Origin of the sequence: Nocardia sp. NPDC006630, from assembly GCF_040611495.1 — a bacterium.
GTDB lineage: Bacteria > Actinomycetota > Actinomycetes > Mycobacteriales > Mycobacteriaceae > Nocardia.
The window spans coordinates 171,739-189,703 of the sequence record NZ_JBEXOK010000008.1 but is presented as its reverse complement, the minus strand read 5'-3'; the positions used below and the strand labels follow the sequence as shown (position 1 = coordinate 189,703).

The 17,965-nt window shown below is 67.3% G+C and carries 17 protein-coding genes and 1 other RNA gene; 10 read left to right on the top strand and 8 right to left on the bottom strand.

Annotation, left to right across the window (positions count from 1 at the left end; all coding sequences use genetic code 11):
* Positions 1-22: 22 nt before the first annotated feature.
* Both ABZX86_RS24655 and ABZX86_RS24650 read right to left on the bottom strand, forming a co-directional pair.
* Positions 23-940: an SURF1 family cytochrome oxidase biogenesis protein gene (locus ABZX86_RS24655; RefSeq protein ID WP_355127029.1), complete on the bottom strand. Its 918-nt coding sequence runs from the start codon at positions 938-940 to the stop codon at positions 23-25.
* Positions 937-1,428 (bottom strand): low molecular weight protein-tyrosine-phosphatase, encoded by a 492-nt coding sequence (locus ABZX86_RS24650; protein ID WP_355127028.1) that lies wholly within the window; start codon positions 1,426-1,428, stop codon positions 937-939. The genes ABZX86_RS24655 and ABZX86_RS24650 overlap by 4 nt, the downstream gene beginning before the upstream one ends.
* Positions 1,429-1,816: 388 nt before the next feature.
* On the opposite strand from ABZX86_RS24650, the gene cobC reads away from it, so the two are divergent.
* Together cobC and ABZX86_RS24640 are read left to right on the top strand one after the other, a co-directional pair.
* The gene (cobC, locus tag ABZX86_RS24645; protein ID WP_355127290.1) at positions 1,817-2,896 is read left to right on the top strand and encodes an Rv2231c family pyridoxal phosphate-dependent protein CobC; all 1,080 of its coding nucleotides are present in this window, start codon (positions 1,817-1,819) and stop codon (positions 2,894-2,896) included.
* 56 nt (positions 2,897-2,952) lie between these two features.
* Complete coding sequence (locus ABZX86_RS24640) at positions 2,953-4,092, top strand: Nif3-like dinuclear metal center hexameric protein (protein WP_355127289.1); 1,140 nt, start codon at positions 2,953-2,955, stop codon at positions 4,090-4,092.
* A gap of 81 nt (positions 4,093-4,173) precedes the next feature.
* Here ABZX86_RS24640 and ABZX86_RS24635 read toward each other — a convergent pair whose 3' ends face one another.
* The gene (locus ABZX86_RS24635; protein WP_355127027.1) at positions 4,174-4,617 is read right to left on the bottom strand and encodes an OsmC family protein; all 444 of its coding nucleotides are present in this window, start codon (positions 4,615-4,617) and stop codon (positions 4,174-4,176) included.
* Between the two features lie 156 nt (positions 4,618-4,773).
* On the opposite strand from ABZX86_RS24635, the gene ABZX86_RS24630 reads away from it, so the two are divergent.
* Positions 4,774-5,511: a C4-type zinc ribbon domain-containing protein gene (locus tag ABZX86_RS24630; RefSeq protein WP_355127026.1), complete on the top strand. Its 738-nt coding sequence runs from the start codon at positions 4,774-4,776 to the stop codon at positions 5,509-5,511.
* A gap of 453 nt (positions 5,512-5,964) precedes the next feature.
* A complete protein-coding gene (locus ABZX86_RS24625; RefSeq protein ID WP_355127288.1) occupies positions 5,965-7,230 on the top strand; it encodes a bifunctional RNase H/acid phosphatase in 1,266 nt (421 codons plus the stop codon).
* Between the two features lie 84 nt (positions 7,231-7,314).
* On the opposite strand, the gene ABZX86_RS24620 is transcribed toward ABZX86_RS24625, so the two are convergent.
* The gene (locus ABZX86_RS24620) at positions 7,315-8,142 is read right to left on the bottom strand and encodes an alpha/beta fold hydrolase (protein WP_355127287.1); all 828 of its coding nucleotides are present in this window, start codon (positions 8,140-8,142) and stop codon (positions 7,315-7,317) included.
* Between the two features lie 90 nt (positions 8,143-8,232).
* Here ABZX86_RS24620 and rnpB point away from each other — a divergent pair.
* The 5 genes from rnpB (at position 8,233) to ABZX86_RS24595 (ending at position 12,460) form a co-directional block, all read left to right on the top strand.
* An RNA gene (gene rnpB / locus ABZX86_RS24615) (RNase P RNA component class A) lies at positions 8,233-8,657 on the top strand.
* A gap of 84 nt (positions 8,658-8,741) precedes the next feature.
* A complete protein-coding gene (locus ABZX86_RS24610) occupies positions 8,742-9,635 on the top strand; it encodes a slipin family protein (protein ID WP_355127025.1) in 894 nt (297 codons plus the stop codon).
* A 383-nt stretch (positions 9,636-10,018) separates the two neighbouring features.
* Positions 10,019-10,387, top strand: coding sequence for a hypothetical protein (locus tag ABZX86_RS24605; protein ID WP_355127024.1), 369 nt, complete (start codon positions 10,019-10,021; stop codon positions 10,385-10,387).
* Between the two features lie 25 nt (positions 10,388-10,412).
* Positions 10,413-11,885, top strand: a complete 1,473-nt coding sequence (locus tag ABZX86_RS24600; RefSeq protein WP_355127023.1) for an RNB domain-containing ribonuclease — start codon at positions 10,413-10,415, stop codon at positions 11,883-11,885.
* Positions 11,882-12,460: a Uma2 family endonuclease gene (locus ABZX86_RS24595; RefSeq protein ID WP_355127022.1), complete on the top strand. Its 579-nt coding sequence runs from the start codon at positions 11,882-11,884 to the stop codon at positions 12,458-12,460. Before ABZX86_RS24600 ends, ABZX86_RS24595 begins: the two co-directional genes overlap by 4 nt.
* 10 nt (positions 12,461-12,470) lie before the next feature.
* Here the strand turns inward: ABZX86_RS24595 and ABZX86_RS24590 are convergent, their stop codons facing one another.
* The 4 genes from ABZX86_RS24590 to panB all read right to left on the bottom strand — a co-directional run bounded on the left by ABZX86_RS24590 (position 12,471) and on the right by panB (position 15,892).
* Positions 12,471-13,436, bottom strand: coding sequence for a CHAD domain-containing protein (locus ABZX86_RS24590; protein WP_355127021.1), 966 nt, complete (start codon positions 13,434-13,436; stop codon positions 12,471-12,473).
* Positions 13,437-14,393, bottom strand: a complete 957-nt coding sequence (pip, locus tag ABZX86_RS24585; RefSeq protein WP_355127020.1) for a prolyl aminopeptidase — start codon at positions 14,391-14,393, stop codon at positions 13,437-13,439.
* A complete protein-coding gene (locus tag ABZX86_RS24580; protein ID WP_355127019.1) occupies positions 14,393-14,869 on the bottom strand; it encodes a hypothetical protein in 477 nt (158 codons plus the stop codon). Before ABZX86_RS24580 ends, pip begins: the two co-directional genes overlap by 1 nt.
* 165 nt (positions 14,870-15,034) lie before the next feature.
* A complete protein-coding gene (panB, locus tag ABZX86_RS24575; protein WP_355127018.1) occupies positions 15,035-15,892 on the bottom strand; it encodes a 3-methyl-2-oxobutanoate hydroxymethyltransferase in 858 nt (285 codons plus the stop codon).
* A 259-nt stretch (positions 15,893-16,151) separates the two neighbouring features.
* Here panB and ABZX86_RS24570 point away from each other — a divergent pair, with 259 nt between their 5' ends.
* Positions 16,152-17,663 carry an alpha/beta hydrolase gene (locus ABZX86_RS24570; protein WP_355127286.1) on the top strand — a complete coding sequence of 504 codons (1,512 nt, stop codon included), beginning with the start codon at positions 16,152-16,154 and terminating at the stop codon, positions 17,661-17,663.
* Positions 17,664-17,965 lie beyond the last annotated feature (302 nt).

Sequence of the window (17,965 nt, the reverse complement as noted above, 5' to 3'; positions counted from 1 at the left end):
GGGTGCTGCGCGCCGGGCTGCGTCAGCGGCGGGTGTCGCCGTAGCGGCTGGCCAGGCGGGCTTCGTTGGTCGGGGGTTTGGCGGCGGGAGGTGGGGTGGGGGTTTCGGGTGTGGGGGTGGTGGGGTCGCCGGTGGGGATTGGCTGGTCGGCGGGGGCGGCTTCGGCGCGTTCGCGGCGGCGGGCGCGGATTTCGGCGAAGACGAAATAGCCGAGGCCCAGCGGAGCCATGATGCCGAAGGCCAGCCATTGGAGGCCGTAGGAGAGGTAGGGGCCGGCGTCCAGTTGGGGGAGGTCTACGGGGGTGAAGGCGCCGGGCTGGTGCTCGTCGAGTTGGAGGTAGCCGCCTCGGGCGTTGGTGGGGAGGGGGGTCAGGGGGATGCCGAGAACGGTCGATTCCTGCTGGGTGTCGATCGAATAGACCTGGCGGTAGCCGTCTCCGGTCATGGGGGGCTTGGAATCGATGATGCCTTCGGAGGCCCGGACGCGCGCTTCCAGATGCTGCGGTCCGGCGGGTGCGTCGGGCACCCGCGGGGTGCCGGAGCCATTGACTGCGGCCAGCAGACCGCGGTCGATCAGGACGGTGCGGCCGTCGTCCAGCTTGAAGGCCGAGAGCACCGAGAACGCGGGCGCGGAGCCGAGATGCTGCAGGCGCACGAGCAGTGTCGACTCGGGGACGTAACTGCCGCTGGCGGTGACCCGCCGCCATTCGGTGTCCTTGGTGGACCCGCTGAGCAGCGTGCCCACATCGATCGGCGCGGCATGCACCGAATCGGCAATGCGCTGATTGCGTGCGGAGGTGGTGGTGTTCTTCCCCAGCTGCCACGGCGCGAGCACCGTGAAACACAGGTATGCGAATCCGGCGACCACCGCGGCGAGGATCAGCCAGCTCGGTCGCAGCAGGAAGGTGAAGCGGCGCAGCAGTGCGGTTTTCGAGCTCATGCGCGATCGCCCGCACCGAGCTGTGCGTGTACCCATTCCAGCAGTCCCGGCATCGCCGCCTCGATCTGTTCGCGCACCAGGACGAAATCGGACTGGTCGCCGTAGTAGGGATCGGGCACATCCGGCCCGTCGGCGTCCGGATCGAAACTGCGCAGCAGTCGCCTTCGTTCCGGCGGCACACCCAGGTGCGCCAGCGCCCGCTCGTGCCCGGAATCCAGCGCGACCAGCAGATCCGCGTCCAGATGATCGTCGCCGATCACCGCCGCGGCATGCCCGACCGGATAGCCGTGCGCCCGCAATTCGCCGGTCGTGCGCCGGTCCGCCTCGTCCCCGACATGCCAGCTCCCGGTCCCGGCGCTGCTCACCCGCACCCGATCGGCCAGACCCGCCCGCTCGAGATGCGCCGCGAAGATCTTCTCGGCCATCGGAGAACGGCAGATATTGCCCGTGCAGATGAATGTCACATGCAGCTCGCCCACGACAGCCATTCTGTCCGGTGACCCCCGAGCCCGGCCACGTAGGGTGTTCGCTGTGCCGCAGAACACGGCGGAAAGCCGCGACCCAGACCCCGCCGCGAGCCGTGCCCCGGCCCGCGCGACCGGTCTCGTCGCCGGCACCGCCCGGAACTCCGCGGACATGACCCCGGCCATCGCCGAGACCGGTGCGGCGGACACCGGTGTTCGCCGTGAGACCGCCGATGCCGTGGGCGGCGAGACGGCATCCAGCCCTAGGGACAAATCGGACGGCGCTGCGAGCATCGCCCCGATCGTCGCCGCGGCCTCTGTGGTGGGCGGCGAGATGGTCTCTACCTTTGAGCGAACATCGAACTCTCCCGCAAGCAGCGACCGGATCGTCACTGCGAATACGGCACCCGTGGTGGGCGGCGCACTTGGGAGCGAACCGACGGTCGGGCTCGGTCATGACGAGAGTTCTGTCGACTACTCGAAGCTGCGGCATCACGGGGATGTCGAGGCGTATGCCGGGATGGTCGACTTCGCGGTGAATGTGCAGGGGGGTGCGCCGCCGGAGTGGTTGCGGGAACGGCTGGCGGGGCGGCTCGGGGAGCTGGGGCGGTATCCGGATGCGGGGGAGGAGCGGGCTGCGCGGGAGGCGGTCGCGGCGCGGCACGGGCGGCGGGCCGAGGAGGTGCTGCTGCTGGCGGGTGCGGCGGAGGGGTTTGCGCTGCTGCCGCGATTGGGGTCGAAACTTGCCGCGGTGATTCATCCTTCGTTCACGGAGCCGGAATTGGCGCTGCGCGAGGCCGGGGTTCCGGTGGCTCGTGTGGTGCTGGAGGCGCCGTACGCGCTGGATTCGGCGCAGGTGCCGGAGGCTGCGGATCTGGTGGTGCTGGGCAATCCGACCAATCCGACATCGGTGCTGCATCCGGCCGAGAGCCTGCGGGCGCTGCGGCGACCGGGGCGAATTGTCGTGGTGGACGAGGCATTCGCCGATGCCGTGCCGGGTGAGCCGGAATCCCTTGCGGGAGAATCATCTTCCGATGTACTGGTACTGCGCAGCCTCACCAAGACCTGGGCGCTGGCAGGACTGCGGTGCGGATACCTGCTCGGCGACCCGGCGCTGTTGGCGCGGTTGAATCACGGCCGCCCGCATTGGCCTTTGGGCACACTGCAATTGGAAGCGATCGCGGCCACCAGCACGCCCGCGGCCGTCGCCGAATCACAGCGTCAGGCCGAGGCGATCGTCATGAACCGGCGTGCCATGATTCCCCGACTGCGCGAACTCGGAATCGACGTGCACGAACCGGCGCAGGGACCTTTCCTGCTGATTCGGGTCCCCGATGCCGAACTGTTGCGAAAGAAGCTTGCCGACAAGGGAATTGCGGTCCGCCGCGGTGATACGTTCCCCGGGTTGGAAACGGGATTCCTGCGATTGGCGGTACGCCCGGCCGGGGAAGTCGATCGGCTGGTGGCGGCCATTCGGGAAGTCGGTCTGTGAATCACCCGCACTGTGGGTGATATTGGTGAATGTGTCTCGGAGGAGGTTCGGTTGTGGTGACGGCGAGCGCGCAGACGGTACGACTTTCCGATGTCATGGCGGCATTGGATGCGGCATATCCGCCGAGGCTCGCCGAATCATGGGATTCGGTGGGACTGGTCAGCGGCGATCCGGCCGATTCGGTGTCGCGCGTCCTGTTCGCCGTGGACGCCACCGCCGCGGTGGTGGACGAGGCGATCGCCTGGGGCGCACAGGCATTGGTCGTGCACCATCCGCTGCTGCTGCGCGGGGTGGACACGGTGGCGGCGAGCACCCCGAAAGGCGCACTGCTGCACCGGCTCATCCGCTCCGGGTGCGCGCTGTTCACGGCGCATACCAATGCGGACTCCGCCGATCCGGGCGTCTCGGATGCACTCGCGGCTGCCATCGGATTGACGGTGACCGGGCCGCTGGAGCCGAAACCCCTTGCGGCTCTGGATACCTGGGTGGTGATGGTGCCGACGTCGCATGCGGAGTCGGTGCTGGACGCCCTTTTCGCCGCGGGTGCGGGCGCGACCGGGAACTATCGGGACAGCGCGTGGCGTGCGCAGGGCATCGGCCAGTTCCGTCCCATGGAGGGTGCGAATCCGACCCTCGGTGCGATCAGCGAACTGCACAGTTCCGAGGGTTACCGCCTCGAGGTCGTCGCGCCGCCCGCCCGGCGCGCGGCGGTGCTGGCTGCGCTGCGCGCCTCCCATCCGTACGAGGAACCGGCCTATGACGTGACCGAGCGCGCGAAGCTGCCGTCCACCCTGGGAATCGGGCGGGTGGGCGAGCTCGCTGTACCGGAGACGTTGCGCGAGTTCACCGCTCGCGTCCGAGCGGGGTTGCCCCCGACCACCTGGGGTGTGCGGGCCGCCGGTGAGCCCGACCGGATCATTCGCACGGTGGCGGTGTGCGGCGGTGCGGGTGATTCGTTCCTGAACACCGTCGCGCGGCTCGGCGTCGACGCGTATGTCACCTCGGACCTGCGCCACCACCCGGCCGACGAACATCTGCGTGCCGGTGGCCCCGCGCTGATCGACGCGGCCCACTGGGCCACAGAATTCCCTTGGTGCACACAGGCTGAAGGAATTGTGCGTGCGGCGCTGCCGGGGGTGGAGACGCGGGTGTCGGGTGTGCGCACGGATCCCTGGAGTATCGGGTCTGCTGAGTGATACCGGCCTGAGCGGTCACAGACCCCGCAGACCGTCAATATTTGACGCTCTGCAGCGAAAATTGACCGCTCAGGCCGGTTTTCACGCCTCCGTGACGATCGTCGGCTCGTGCCCCACCGGGAAATTCACCGAATTGGCGATGAAGCATTTCTTGTGCGCATCCGCATGCAACCGCTCGGCGGTCTCGAGCATGCCGGGTTCGGTCACCGTGATGGCAGGGCGCAGTGTGACGCGCTGGAATCGCTCGTCGTCCATGGTCCCGATCGCGCTGTCGCGGTACTCGGTCACCACCACCCCGGCCTCGGCGCACAGGTGCAGATACCAGAGCATGTGACACTCCGACAGGGCCGCGACCAGCAGCTGTTCCGGATTCCACCGGCTCTTGTCGCCGCGGAATTTCGGATCGGCGGTCCCGGGAATCGGCGGGCGACCCGGTGCCAGCACCTCATGGTTGCGTGAGTACGAGCGGTAGCCGGTGGTCGCGCCCGACCACGTGACCTCGACCTCATATGTGTGCTCTCCCATGGCTCGACACTGCCATATTCGCGCCGTCACGCGCCCGGGGATTTCCGGCCTTCACGATCGAATGTCCAGCTAGATGCGGGGTTGGCCGATCGGGCCTGTTCGGGCGGGTACGCTGGCAGTCTTGAACCGTCCATAGCGTCCAGGAGACACTCCGCGTTGAATGCCGAACCTTCGATCCAGTCCAAGCTGCTCGACCTCGCCGCTGTCGACGCCGAGCTGACCCGGATCGAGCATCGCCGCAAGGTGCTGCCCGAGGAGCAGGAGGTGCAGCGGCTGGAGACCGAGCGGACATCCCGCAAGGACGCGGCCGTGAAGGTGCAGATCCTCATCGACGATCTGGACCGCGATATCCGCAAGCTGGAGGGCGAGATCGACGCCGTCCGCAAGCGTGAGGACCGCGACCGCACCATGCTGACCTCCGGTTCGGTGGGCGCCAAGCAGCTTTCGGAGCTGCAGCACGAGCTCACCAGCCTGGAGCGCCGCCGCAAGGTGCTCGAGGACGACGAGATCGATGTGCTGGAGCGCCGCGAGGCCGCCGCCGCCGATCACGCGCACGCCGGCGCCAACCTCGACCAGGCCGAAACCGACCTGATCGACGCCCAGCGCCGCCGCGACGACGCCATGGCCGACCTCGCCGTAGCCCAGCAGCGCTGCAATTCCGACCGCGAGGCGCTGTCCAAGGCCTTCCCCGCCGACCTGATCGCCGCCTACGAAAAGCAGCGCGCGTCCACCGGCATCGGCGCCGCCCTCCTACAGGCCCGCCGCTGCGGCGCCTGCCGCATCGAAATCGACCGCGGCGAAATCTCCCGCATCACCCAGACCGCCCCCGACGTGGTCGTCCGCTGCCCCGAATGCAACGCAATCCTGGTGCGCACCAAGCACTCCGGCCTCTGATCGGCGAAGGCCACCGACAACCTGCCGCCAGCCCTCCGTCCGGACTCCACCGCACCCGGACATCACCCGCCTCGGCGATCAGCTGAGCCGAGCCATCCAGTTCGGTGCACCGCGTGGTCGAAGGCGAGCCGAGGTGCTCGATTCAGGACTCGAGCACCGGCGGGAGCGGCATGGCGGTCACGTGTCTGACTGTGGGGCGGGTGCGCCGAGGTCCTCGTGGCGCGACTCGAGCACCTACCGGAGTTGCCGACCGACCTGCAACCCGGGGCGGTGGTCGATGCCGACTATGGTCGCTCGCAGAGATCGCGGAACCGTCCGCAGCGGTGCTCGGCTCGTGCCGGGTGGGCGGCGTGGGACAGTGCAGGGTGCGGCGATCGATTCGGGCATGCGGCTCGGCGGTGGTGTCGCGGTTGCGGTAGTGACTTCCAGACCTATGGAGGGTGTGTAGCGGTGGTGGACAAGGTGATCATCGAGGCGGATGGCGGGTCGCGGGGAAATCCGGGGCCGGCCGGGTACGGCGCGGTGGTGTGGGATGCCGATCGGCAGCGGGTGCTGGCCGAGCGGAAGGAATTCCTCGGGGTCGCCACCAATAATGTCGCCGAATATCGGGGGTTGATCGCCGGGCTGGAGGCTGCCGCCGAGTTGGGGGCGCGTGAGGTTTCGGTGCGGATGGACTCCAAGCTGGTGGTGGAGCAGCTGTCCGGGCGCTGGAAGGTCAAGCACCCGGCCATGATTCCGCTGGCCGATCGTGCTCGCCAGCTGGTCGCCGGATTCGATCGGGTGAGTTTCGCGTGGATTCCGCGGGCGGAGAATTCGCACGCCGACCGCCTCGCCAATGAAGCCATGGACGACGCGCCCACCGTCGACGAGGTGCGCACGGCGCTGCTGTCACCGGCCGACCTCGCCGTGGAATCGGCACGCGCGGAGGCATTCTCGTCACCGACCGACACCGCCGCGAGTCCCGCTCGAACGGCCGCGGGATCATCGGCCGCACTCTCCGCCAACGCGGGATCATCAGCCGCAGCCGCGTCCGATGCTGGATTGTCGGCCGGCGCGGGATCGGCATCAGGCGCTAAGGATTCGGCGCCCGGCTGGACCGGGGCGATGGGGACGCCGACGCGTTTGTTGCTGCTGCGGCACGGGCAGACGGAACTGTCGGTGGAACGGCGCTATTCGGGCCGGGGTAATCCGCCGCTGACGGAGTTGGGGCGCGCACAGGCGGCCGCGGCCGCGAAAATGCTTGCGACCAAGGGGAATATCGCCGCGATCGTGTCCTCGCCACTGGGCCGGGCACGGGAGACCGCTGAGGCGGCCGGACGGGCGCTCGGCCTTCCGGTCCGCGTCCTCGACGGCCTGATCGAGACGGATTTCGGTGCGTGGGAAGGACTTACCTTCCCCGAGGCAGCCCAGCAGGATCCGGAACTGCACGCCCGCTGGCTGGGCGACCCGTCGGTGCCCCCGCCCGGCGGTGAGAGCTTCGACCAGGTACGCGAACGCATCGAAGCCGTCCGCCGAGACCTCGTCTCCCTCTACCCGGGCGCGAATGTCCTTGTCGTCAGCCACGTCACGCCGATCAAGATGCTGCTGCAACTGGCCCTGGGCGTAGGCCCGGAAATCCTGTACCGCCTACACCTGGACCTGGCATCCCTCTCGATCGCCGAGTTCTACCCCGACGGCGGCTCCTCAGTCCGCCTCGCCAACGACACCTCATACCTCTAGCCCCCCCACTACCTTTTCGCCGAGGGGGCTCTGGTGGTGGCGACACGCCGCAGCGTGCCACCACCAGAGCCCTCTCGATGAGATCTACGGGCGGAGTACGGCGGTGAGGAATTCCGTTTGGTCGTAGACGGCTTTTTCGAACCAGTCGTCGAAGTAGATGTCGAAGTGGCCGATCGGGTACTGCTTGACGACTGCGTGCTTGGTGCGTTCGGCGGCGCGGAGGGTAGGACCGGCGGGGGCGACGCTGTCGTTATCGCAGATCGCGTAGAACACCGGCGCCTTGATGTCTTTGGTGCGCCGGGCGGGAGCGTCGAACAGCGTCGACATTCCAACTCGGGCAGGCACTTTCGGTCGGTACTGGGTGCTCTCCTCGGCCAGGCGGCCGAACCCCTCCGGGACATCGGCGGCACTCATCAGCGCCGACGAATGCCGCTTACCCGCCAGCCGCGCCGAGATCGGCCGCCGGATGATCGGGCTCACAATCAGATCCGTGAGGGCCAGCGTCCCCGTCTTCACCAGGCTGATCGGCCCCTTCGCCAGGGCGGAAGCCCAGCCGCTGGTGAACGGGCACTGCGCGACCACGGCGGCCAGGTAGTGGTCGTCCGGCGCTACGGACAGTGCGTGCCCGCCACCGAACGAACTGCCCCACAGCGCGATTCGCGTCGCATCGATGCCACGAATCGTGCGGGCGTAGGCGATTGCGGCATGCCAGTCGGCCCGCTGCTTACCGATATTGATGACCTGCCGGGGTTCACCCCCACTCGCCCCGAAATGCCGATAATCAAAGGCCAGCACCGCGATTCCGGCCGCGGCGAAGCGCCGCGCATACCGATCGAGTCCCATTTCGCGATCCGCCCCGAGCCCGTGTCCCATAACGACCAGCGGTCGCGGCCGCATCGGCCCGTCCGGCATATACAGCCACCCCGCACACTGTTCACCACCAGAAGGGAACCCCACCTCGACACGCTCCATGACCCGTTACCGTACCCTGGTGCGCGCGGACGAGTCGGTCGGGCGGCCGCGGTGATGGGAACGGGCATGCGAATGCCGCCGCCCGTCGCCGAGGAAAGTCCGGACTCCACAGAGCAGGGCGGTTGTTAACGGCAACCCGGGGTGACCCGCGGGACAGTGCCACAGAAAACAAACCGCCGGCGGCGTGCTCGCGAGAGCACACTGCCGGTAAGGGTGAAACGGTGCGGTAAGAGCGCACCAGCGTGCCGGGTGACCGGCGCGGCTAGGTAAACCCCGCCCGGAGCAAGGTCGAAGGTCGCACTCGCGAGAGTGCGGCTGCGCAGGTGCCTGAGGGCTGCTCGCCCGAGCCTGCGGGTTGACTGCTCGAGGCACCCGGCAACGGTGTGTCCAGATGGATGGTCGCCACCCGGTGTTCGCACCGGGGACAGGATCCGGCTTACAGACCGACTCGTTCGCCCCTTTCGGTCATGATCGCGCGGTGCCATGATGGTGGTGGGCTGCGGCCGGATACCCGTGGCACGGTGGGAAATTGGCGCGCAATGGACGTTCTGTCTGTGCTGATCGCAGTGATCGCAATTCTGTTCGTGGTGACGGGGCTGGTGCTCGCCTCGGGGGTTCGGGTGATCGCCCAATACGAGAAAGGCGTGGTCTTCCGGCTGGGCCGGGTGCGCGCGGTGCGGGAACCCGGTATGCGAATGCTGATTCCGGGCGTGGATCGCATGCGCAAGATCTCTACACAGGTCATCACCATGCCGGTGCCCGCGCAGGACGGCATCACCCGCGACAATGTGACCGTGCGGGTGGACGCGGTCGTCTACTTCCGGGTCGTCGACCCGCTGCGCGCGATTATCGAGGTGCAGAACTATCTGTTCGCCATCGGACAGGTCGCGCAGACCTCGCTGCGTTCGGTCATCGGCAAGAGTGATCTGGACGATCTGCTCTCCAATCGGGAAGAGCTCAATAAGGGCCTCGAGATCATGATCGACAATCCGGCGCTGGGCTGGGGTGTGCACATCGATCGTGTCGAGATCAAGGATGTGGCACTGCCGGATTCGATGAAACGCTCCATGTCCCGGCAGGCCGAAGCCGAGCGTGAACGCCGCGCCCGCATTATCTCCGCCGAGGGCGAACTGCAGGCCTCGCAGATGCTGACCGATGCCGCCACCAAGATGGCCGAGGCCCCGGGCGCACTGCAACTCCGCCTGCTGGAAACGGTTGTTCAGGTTGCGGCGGAAAAGAATTCGACACTGGTGCTGCCGTTCCCGGTGGAGCTACTGCGCTTCCTGGAGAGCAGCACCAAGGCCAATGAGCGTGCGGCGGCCGCGGACTCGGCCGCGAAAGACATCGGATCGCAACAATCGGCGATAGCCGATGGGAATGAGAAAGCGGCGCAACCGCGGGCAGACGGCCTCGGTGCGATCGAAGAAAAATGATGAGGAGCAAGACCATGTCCGTACTGATCCAGCCGTTGGCGGTAATCGTGCTGTTCGTGATCGCCTACCTGTTCAAACTGCTGTCCACCAAGTACCCGACCGGATTGCGCAGCGAGTAGCCGCCGGCCGGGCGGGCGATAACCACCAGGCACGCAGGAGATAGCTGCTGTCCGGCGCGGCAGAGCGGCGTGAGCTACACCGCTTTGCCGTACGGGTGCGAAAACCGCCGAGTTGGACAACAATGACAGCGCGTCGCATGGCGTGCATCGGCGCGGCTCGGCGTGTCGACTGGGTGATTTACCCGGGACTGGCACCAGACGTGATCGACGTCATAAAGTGTGCGCGTTGGAAAGTTCCGTTGCGGCCATGCAGCGGAGCAAAGGGTGTTCAACAAACGTCGGAAAGCAGGTCTCGTCTATATGCGAATTGCTCGCAAACTGGCAGCCGGTGCGATTCTCGCCGCTGCCGCCTCCGTCTCGGTTGTGCTTGGCTCCGGTGCCGCTTCGGCTCTCGTGGTGACTCCGCTTCCGGGCGGGGTGCAGGTGGATCTCTCCCCGGCGGATACCGCCTGGGTCGCGAGTTCCCACATCGGTCAGGCGATTGCGGGCCTGCCGCATCCGTCGGCCGCGTCTTTCGGTGAGTCGCTGGATTCTGCCGCCGCATTGTCGACGGAGTACCCCAACGGCCGAGTGGTCTTCACTGTCTACGGTCCGTTCGATCAGTTGAACGGCACGATGCTGGCTCTGCAGTAGGGCTGGGCTGACCAGACCCCACCCAGTGGAATTGCATCAGCGGATCGTCTCGGCGCCGGTCGATTTCGGCGCCGTCCGAACCGAATTCGGATTGGCCTCGGACTATCCGTCCGAGGCCGTCTCGGAAGCCCGCAGCGCGGTCGACGCGTTCGCGGGCGCTCGGGTCGATCGCCGGGATATCCCGCTGGTGACCATCGACCCGCCCGGCTCGATGGATCTGGACCAGGCGCTGGCCCTGCAGCGCACGCCGACCGGGTTCCTGCTCTACTACGCGATTGCCGATGTCGCCGCCCTCGTCGTTCCGGACGGGCCGCTGGCGCAGGCTTCTCTGGCTCGCGGCCAGACCTTCTACCTCCCCGACGGCACCGTGCCGCTGCATCCGCTCGTGCTCTCCGAGGGCCGCGCGAGTCTGCTGCCCGAGCAGGACCGTCCGGCAGCGCTGTGGACCATCGAATGCGATGAGAATGCCGAGCCCCAGCGGTATTCGGTGACGCGCGCCCTGGTGCGCTCCCGTGCCCGCCTGGATTACGCCGGCGTACAGGGTGATGCCGACGCCGGCCGCCTGCACCCCTCCATTGCCGCTCTGCCCGAATTCGGCCGGCTGCGTATCGAAGCCGGCATACAGCGCGGCGCGATCTCGCTGCGACTGCCCGCCCAGAGCGTGATCCGCGACGGCTCCGAGGCCGACGGCCGCAATCACTGGCAACTGGTCATCGAACCGCGCACCGCCGCCGACGACTGGAACGAGCAGGTATCGCTGCTCACCGGCATGTGCGCCGCGCGAATCATGCTGGAATATCAGGGATCCGACCGGCTGGGCCTGCTGCGCACCATGCCGCCGCCCGCCGCGGCCACCGTCGATTCCATGCGCCGCACCGCCGCCGCGGTCGGAGTCCAGTGGCCCGCCGTCGAATCCGTCGGCCGCATGCTGGCGAGCCTGGACCCCAATACCCCCGCCGCCCTGGTCCTCATGTCCGAGGCCACCAGCCTGCTGCGCGGCGCCGCCTACACCCTGCTCGACCATCAGCCCCCGGACACTCTGCAGCACAGCGGAATCGGGGCAGCCTACGCACATGTCACCGCACCCCTGCGCCGATTGCCCGACCGCTACGCCACCGAGATCTGCCTCGCCCACTGCGCCGGAACCGAAGTCCCGCACTGGGTCCGCGACGGCCTGGTCCCGGTCGTCGACTCCATGCGCCGCAGCGACGCCATCGCAGGCAAACTCGAACGCGCCTGCATAGACCTCACCGAAGCCACCCTCCTGGCCCCCCGCCTCGGCGCCGACTTCGACGCCGTGGTCCTGCGCGAAACCAACGGCAACCGCACCGCCGAAATCTTCGTAGCCGACCCACCCGTCCTCGCCAAATGCACCGGCACCCCGCCCGAGGGCCAGCACGTCACCGTCCGCCTCACCACCGCCGACCCCGCCACCCGCACGGTGACCTTCGCCTTCCCTGCCTTACCTGCGCCTTCGGTGACATACTCGGAGCCATGACCGTCGAGCCGTTTCCGCAGTGGCTGCGTCCACCGACCGGGGGATTCGTCGCCGAGGATCTAGATCGCCTGCCCGACCTGCCTCCGCACACCGAACTGATCGACGGGAGTCTCGTCTTCGTGAGCCCGCAGGCGAAGTTTCACGTCTTGGCAGTCAGCCTGTTGGAGAGTGGTCTGCGCGGGTCCACGCCGAAGTCGATGCGCACACGCCGCGAGATGACGGTGACGCTGGAACGGAATCAGCGACCAGAACCTGATGTGCTGGTCGTGCACGCCGATCGGGATGGTGATCTCGACCTGACTTCCTATCGGGCAGAAGACGTCGTGCTGGTGGTAGAGGTTGTGTCCCCCGAATCACGCAGTCGCGATCGGGAGCGCAAACCGCAGCTCTACGCGAAGGCGGGCATACCGCATTTCTGGCGAGTGGAAAACGTGGACGGTCGCCCGGTCGTGTACGTGTACGAGCTCGATCCCGCGACCAACTGCTACGCACTCGCGGGCATCCATCACGATCAGTTGCGATTGACCGTGCCGTTCGACATCGACATCGACCTCCGCAATATCGATAGCCTCTGACGACCGTGCTCTAGAGGGCGTGGTGGTCGAGGAATTCTGTGGTGGCGGGGTATTGCTCGAGGGCTTTGGCGGCGGCGGCTTCTTCGGCGGCGCGCAGGCGCTGGTAGCCGGGTTCTGCGGAGGCGGAGGCGTGGGTGTGGAGGGTTTGCAGGCCTTCGACGGCATCGCGGTGGTCGCCGAGGACGGTCTGCAGCTTCTTGGCCTTGCGGCCCAGGTCGGCGGCGGGGTCGCCGAGGACGGTGGTCGCGGCTTCGGCGGCGTAGCGTAATCGTTTGGCGGCCTTGCGGATATCGTGCAGGTGCTCGATGTGTTCGTCGCCCGTGGCTTCCGGTTCGGTGCGGACCAGGTCGCGGAGTTTGCGGAAGTCGTGGTGCAGGACGTCGGTGAAGAGGTCGGCGGCGGGCTTGTTCGCCTTGCCGCGCAGCGGGGGATCGGCGAGCAGGGCCGACAGATTGTCCAGCAGGGTTCGGTAGCGGGGGGTGTCGAATGCCTCCACTGCCGCCTTGTGCGCCTCGGCGTACCGGTCGCGTTGCTCGGCCACCAGTTGGGCGCCGAAAGTGCTTCCAGCAGCGGGCTTCTCGGCCGCCGGTGCTGACTTCTTACTACCGTTCGAGGAAGCAGCCTTCCTGCGGCCGGCCGCGGGCGCCGACTTCTTGCCGGTCGGTGCGGACCCGTCGTCGAAGAGCGCGCCGTTCTCGCCGAGCAGCGCTTCGAACTGGTCGGCGCGGACCTCGGCGTCGCGGGCAACGCCGAGCAGTCCTGCCAGCCAGCGCAATTCGTCGCTGAGCTCGGTGACGGGGCGGCGGGCGAAGGCGGGGCGGTAGGAGCGGAGCAGGCTGCGCAGGCGGCGGGTGGCCACGCGCATCTGGTGGACCGAGTCCGGAAGGTCCTGGCGGACTTCGGGTTCGGCCACCCGCAGCCGGTCCACGTCGGCGGCGAGGGCGTCGACCAGGGCGGGACCGGCTGTGGTGTTCATTTACGTCCTATATTTATCGGTGGCCTCGACCAGATGGTGCGTGATGCCGGGTTCGGCGGCGGCGTGACCGGCGTCGGGTACCAGGTGCAATTCCGAATTCGCCCAGGCCCGATGCAGATCCCAGGCGCTGACCGCCGGGCATACGACGTCGTGGCGGCCCTGCACGATCACACCGGGAATGTGTGCGATGCGCTCGATATCGCGCAGGAGCTGACCCTCGTCGAGAAAGCCGCGGTGGTGGAAGTAGTGGTTCTCGATGCGCGCGAACGCCAGCGCGAACCGCGGATCGGCGGTTTCGGCGACGCGATCCGGTTGCGGCAGTAGGGAACTCGTGGCGCCCTCCCAGGTGGACCAGGCGACGGCGGCGTCGGTGGCGATCTTCTCGTCAGGGGAGTGCAGCAGCCGGTGATAGACCTCGACCAGATCGTCGCCGCGATCGGACTCGGGCACCGGCGCCAGGAACTTCTCCCACTCATCGGGGTAGACGTACCCCGCAGCGCCATTGTAGTACCAATCGATTTCCTTGCGGCGCAACAGGAATATCCCGCGCAGCACCAGTTCGGTCACCCGATCCGGGTGCGTCTGCGCATACGCCAGCGCCAGCGTCGAACCCCAGGACCCGCCGAACACCTGCCAGCGCTCGACCCCGAGATGCGTGCGCAGCGCCTCGATATCGGCCACCAGATTCCAGGTGGTGTTGGACTCCAGGCTCGCCCCGTCCGCGATATGCGGCGTGGACTGCCCGCATCCGCGCTGATCGAACAGCACGATGCGATACGCGGCCGGATCGAAGAACTGCCGATGGAACGGCGCGGTGCCACCGCCGGGCCCGCCGTGCAGGAACACCACCGGCTTCCCGTCCGGGTTCCCGCTGACCTCCCAGTACAGCTGCTGACCATCACCGACATCGAGCATGCCCAGCTCGTACGGCTCGATCGGCGGGTACAGACTGCGCATCAGCCCACCAGCCCCGCAGCCAGATTCGGGATCTCCAGCGCCGAGATCGCCTGATCGCGAACGTCGGAGCAGCTCTTGGTGGTGACCCGGTCGAGCACTTCCTTGTCACCGAGCACCTTGAGATTGATGCCGCCATTGCGCAGCGCCCACTCGTGCACGGAGGCATTGAGCGAGATCTTGCCCAGCGTCGGCCCCTGCACCCGCCAGTCCGACAGCTGCGGACGGAGCATGTCGCACAGCTGCTTTGCCGCGTCATCGGAGACGGTGACCTGCTCGCCCTGCGCCTGGGTGGTGGATGAGCCGGTGGTGGGCGCGCCCGATTTGGTGGTGAGCGGTGCGGAAGAGCCCTGCGGCTGCGACGATCCGCTGGTCGTGCTGCCACCACAGGCGGCGGTCAATGCGAGGACCGCCGCCGTGGTCACGAAAAGCGGCGCGCGCCGAACTAGGCGAGTGCTGGTCCAACGGCGATGCGACATGAAGTTCCCTTTGGTCGTTAGAGCTCGTTGTTTCCGAGTCTGCCACCAAAATGTGATGGTGGTCTGTGAAGACCGTAGGGAAATCCGAGTCGATAGCGATCGGCTATCAACCGGATCGTAGCCCGCCCCCGTCATGGTTCACGGGGGCGAACCTCATGGCGCGGATCAGTAGCTGTGCTCCGGTCCGGGGAACACCCCGCGACGCACCTCGTCCGCGTAAGTGGCTGCGGCATTGCGCAATTCGCCACCCACATTGCCGAACTGCTTGACGAACCTGGCGGTCTTGCCGCTGGTGTACCCGACCATGTCCTGCCACACCAGTACCTGTGCGTCGCATTCCGCGCCGGCGCCGATGCCGACGGTCGGAATGGTCAGCTTGCGGGTGACCTGTCCGGCCAGATCCGCGGGCACCATCTCCATGACGACGGAGAACGCGCCGGCCTCCTGGACCGAAATGGCATCGGCGACAAGCTGCTCCGCGCCGTCGCCGCGCCCCTGCACCCGGAATCCGCCGAGCGTATTGACACTCTGCGGCGTGAAGCCGATATGCGCCATCACCGGAATACCGGCCGCGGTGATCTTGGCGATGGTGTCGGCCATGCGCTCGCCGCCCTCCAGCTTCACCGCGTGCGCGCCGCCCTCCTTCATGAAGCGCACGGCCGTGGCCAGCGCCTGCTCGGGCGAGGACTCATAACTGCCGAACGGCAGATCCGCGACCACCAGGGCGTGCGGCGCACCGCGCACCACGCCGCGCACCAGCGGAATCAATTCATCGATGGAGATGGCGACCGTGGTGTCGTAGCCGTACACCACATTGGCGGCCGAATCGCCGACCAGCAGCACCGGGATCCCGGCCTCTTCGAACAGCCGGGCGGTGGAGTAGTCGTAGGCGGTGAGCATGGACCAGCGCTCGCCGGAGGCCTTGAGCTCCTGCAGGTGATGCACTCGCGTCTTCCGCTTGGCGGGGGTATGCGGTGCAGGTGCTGAGCCGTAAGCGGGTGTTTCCGCATCTGATACGGACATCATCGTCCCTTTCGTCGTTTCCTCGAGGCCCTTGCGGGTCCCCGGGCTTTGCTGACGGGTCCAAGTCTGCCACCGCGCGCGCCTGTCGCCTCGATGCAATTCCTCACACTCGCGAACGGCCTCCGCTCCGAACTCTTAGCGGTGCGTGCCCCGTGTTGCGGGGACACGTGACGAGCGCGATGTATTCGAAGACGCCGTGGTGACCGAAGGGAATGCGAAGGTGCGTAAAGCGAGATGGCACGATCGGGGCATGGCGTTGATGCGAACCGGGCGGGTTGTGCTCTTGGCGACGGCCTTGGCAGTGACCGCGACCGCGTGTTCCACGGTGGTTGACGGGAAGCCGGTGGCGACGGCCCCGGCGGGCATGGGGCAGTACTACAACCAGGCGGTGCAGTGGGGGAGCTGTGCGGAGTTCGGGGATGAGGACATGCCGAAGAACGCGGAGTGCACCCGCGTCACGGTTCCGGTCGACTACGCCAATCCGGACGGCGCGACCGCCAAGATCGCGGTATCGCGAATCAAGGCCACCGGCAAGAAGATCGGTTCGCTGATGTTCAATCCGGGCGGCCCGGGCGTGCCCGGCATGTCGATCGTGAACATTGCCGACACCACCGCGCTGGCCGACAGCTTCGACCGCATCGGTTTCGATCCGCGGGGGATCGGCGCCTCGCAGCCGTCGATCAAATGCATGACCGCCGCGGAGAACGATGCCGAGCGCGCCGAACCCAACAAGGACAATTCGCCCGCCGGCATCGCTGCCTCGGAAGCGGAGAACAAGCAGTTCGCCGATAAGTGCGTGCAGCGCACCGGTAAGGATTTTCTCGCGCACGTCGGTACGCGGGAGGTCGTGCAGGACATGGACGTCATCCGGGCGGCGCTCGGCGATGCCAAGCTCACCTACCTGGGCTACTCCTACGGCACCCGCCTCGGTTACGCCTATGCCGAGAAGTTCCCGGACCACGTCCGCGCCCTGGTGCTTGACGGCGCGCTGGACCCGGAACAGGATCCGGTGAAGGAATCGGTGGCCCAGGCCGCCAGTTTCCAGAAGGCCTTCGACTCCTATGCCGCCGACTGCGCGTCCAAGCCGGACTGCCCGCTCGGCGCTGACCCGGCGCAGTCCACCGCCCGTTTCCGGGCGCTGGTGAGCCCGCTGTGGGACAAGCCCGTTCCCACCGACGACCCGCGTGGCCTGCACTACGGCGACGCTATCACCGGTGTGCAGCAGACGCTGTATTCCAACCGGCTCTGGGGCGCGCTGACCAAGGGCCTGCGCGAATTGGCCGCCGGACACGGCGACACCCTGCTGGCCCTGGCCGATATGTACGACGGCAGGCACGACGACGGCAGCTACGACAACAGCTCCGATGCGTTCAATGCGATTCGATGCGTGGATGATCCGCCGATCACCGACCGGGCCGTCGCCGCGCAGCAGGATGCCGACTACCGCCGCGTCGCCCCGTTCTTGGACGACGGGCACGGCAGCAATGCGGCTCCGCTGGAGATGTGCGCCATCTGGCCGGTGCCCAGTACGAGTACCCCGCACCGGCTTTCGATCCCCAATCTGCCCAAGACCGTGGTGATCTCCACCACCGAGGATCCGGCCACGCCGTATCAGGCCGGTGTGAATCTGGCCAATGAGTTGGGCGCTGCGCTCATCACCTACAAGGGCACCCGCCACACGGTGTCGCTGTCCGGGGTGCAGTGCGTCGACGACCCGGTCATCGCCTACCTCGTGAACCTGACGGTGCCCGCCCAGGGTCTCACCTGCTGAACGGCTTTTCGAAGGCTCGAAACGAGGTCCCCCGAACGCACTCGGCAGCCGGAATCAACGGCTCGCCGAGGGCGCGGGGGCTGTTTTCGGAAGTTCGCGAGCCGCGTTTCCGGGCTTGCGCGAGTGGAGTCTCGGGGTGGTTCCGGGGTTTGCGAGTGGCGTTTTCGGGCTGTTTCCAGGGTTCGTGAGTGGAGTTTCCGCGGGTTCGGGGCCGGAGCCTCCGGGCGTCTTCAGGGGGTTCGAGGGCGCGGTTCCTGGGAGTCTCCGAGAGTTGGAGTCATCCATGTAACACGGATTTAACT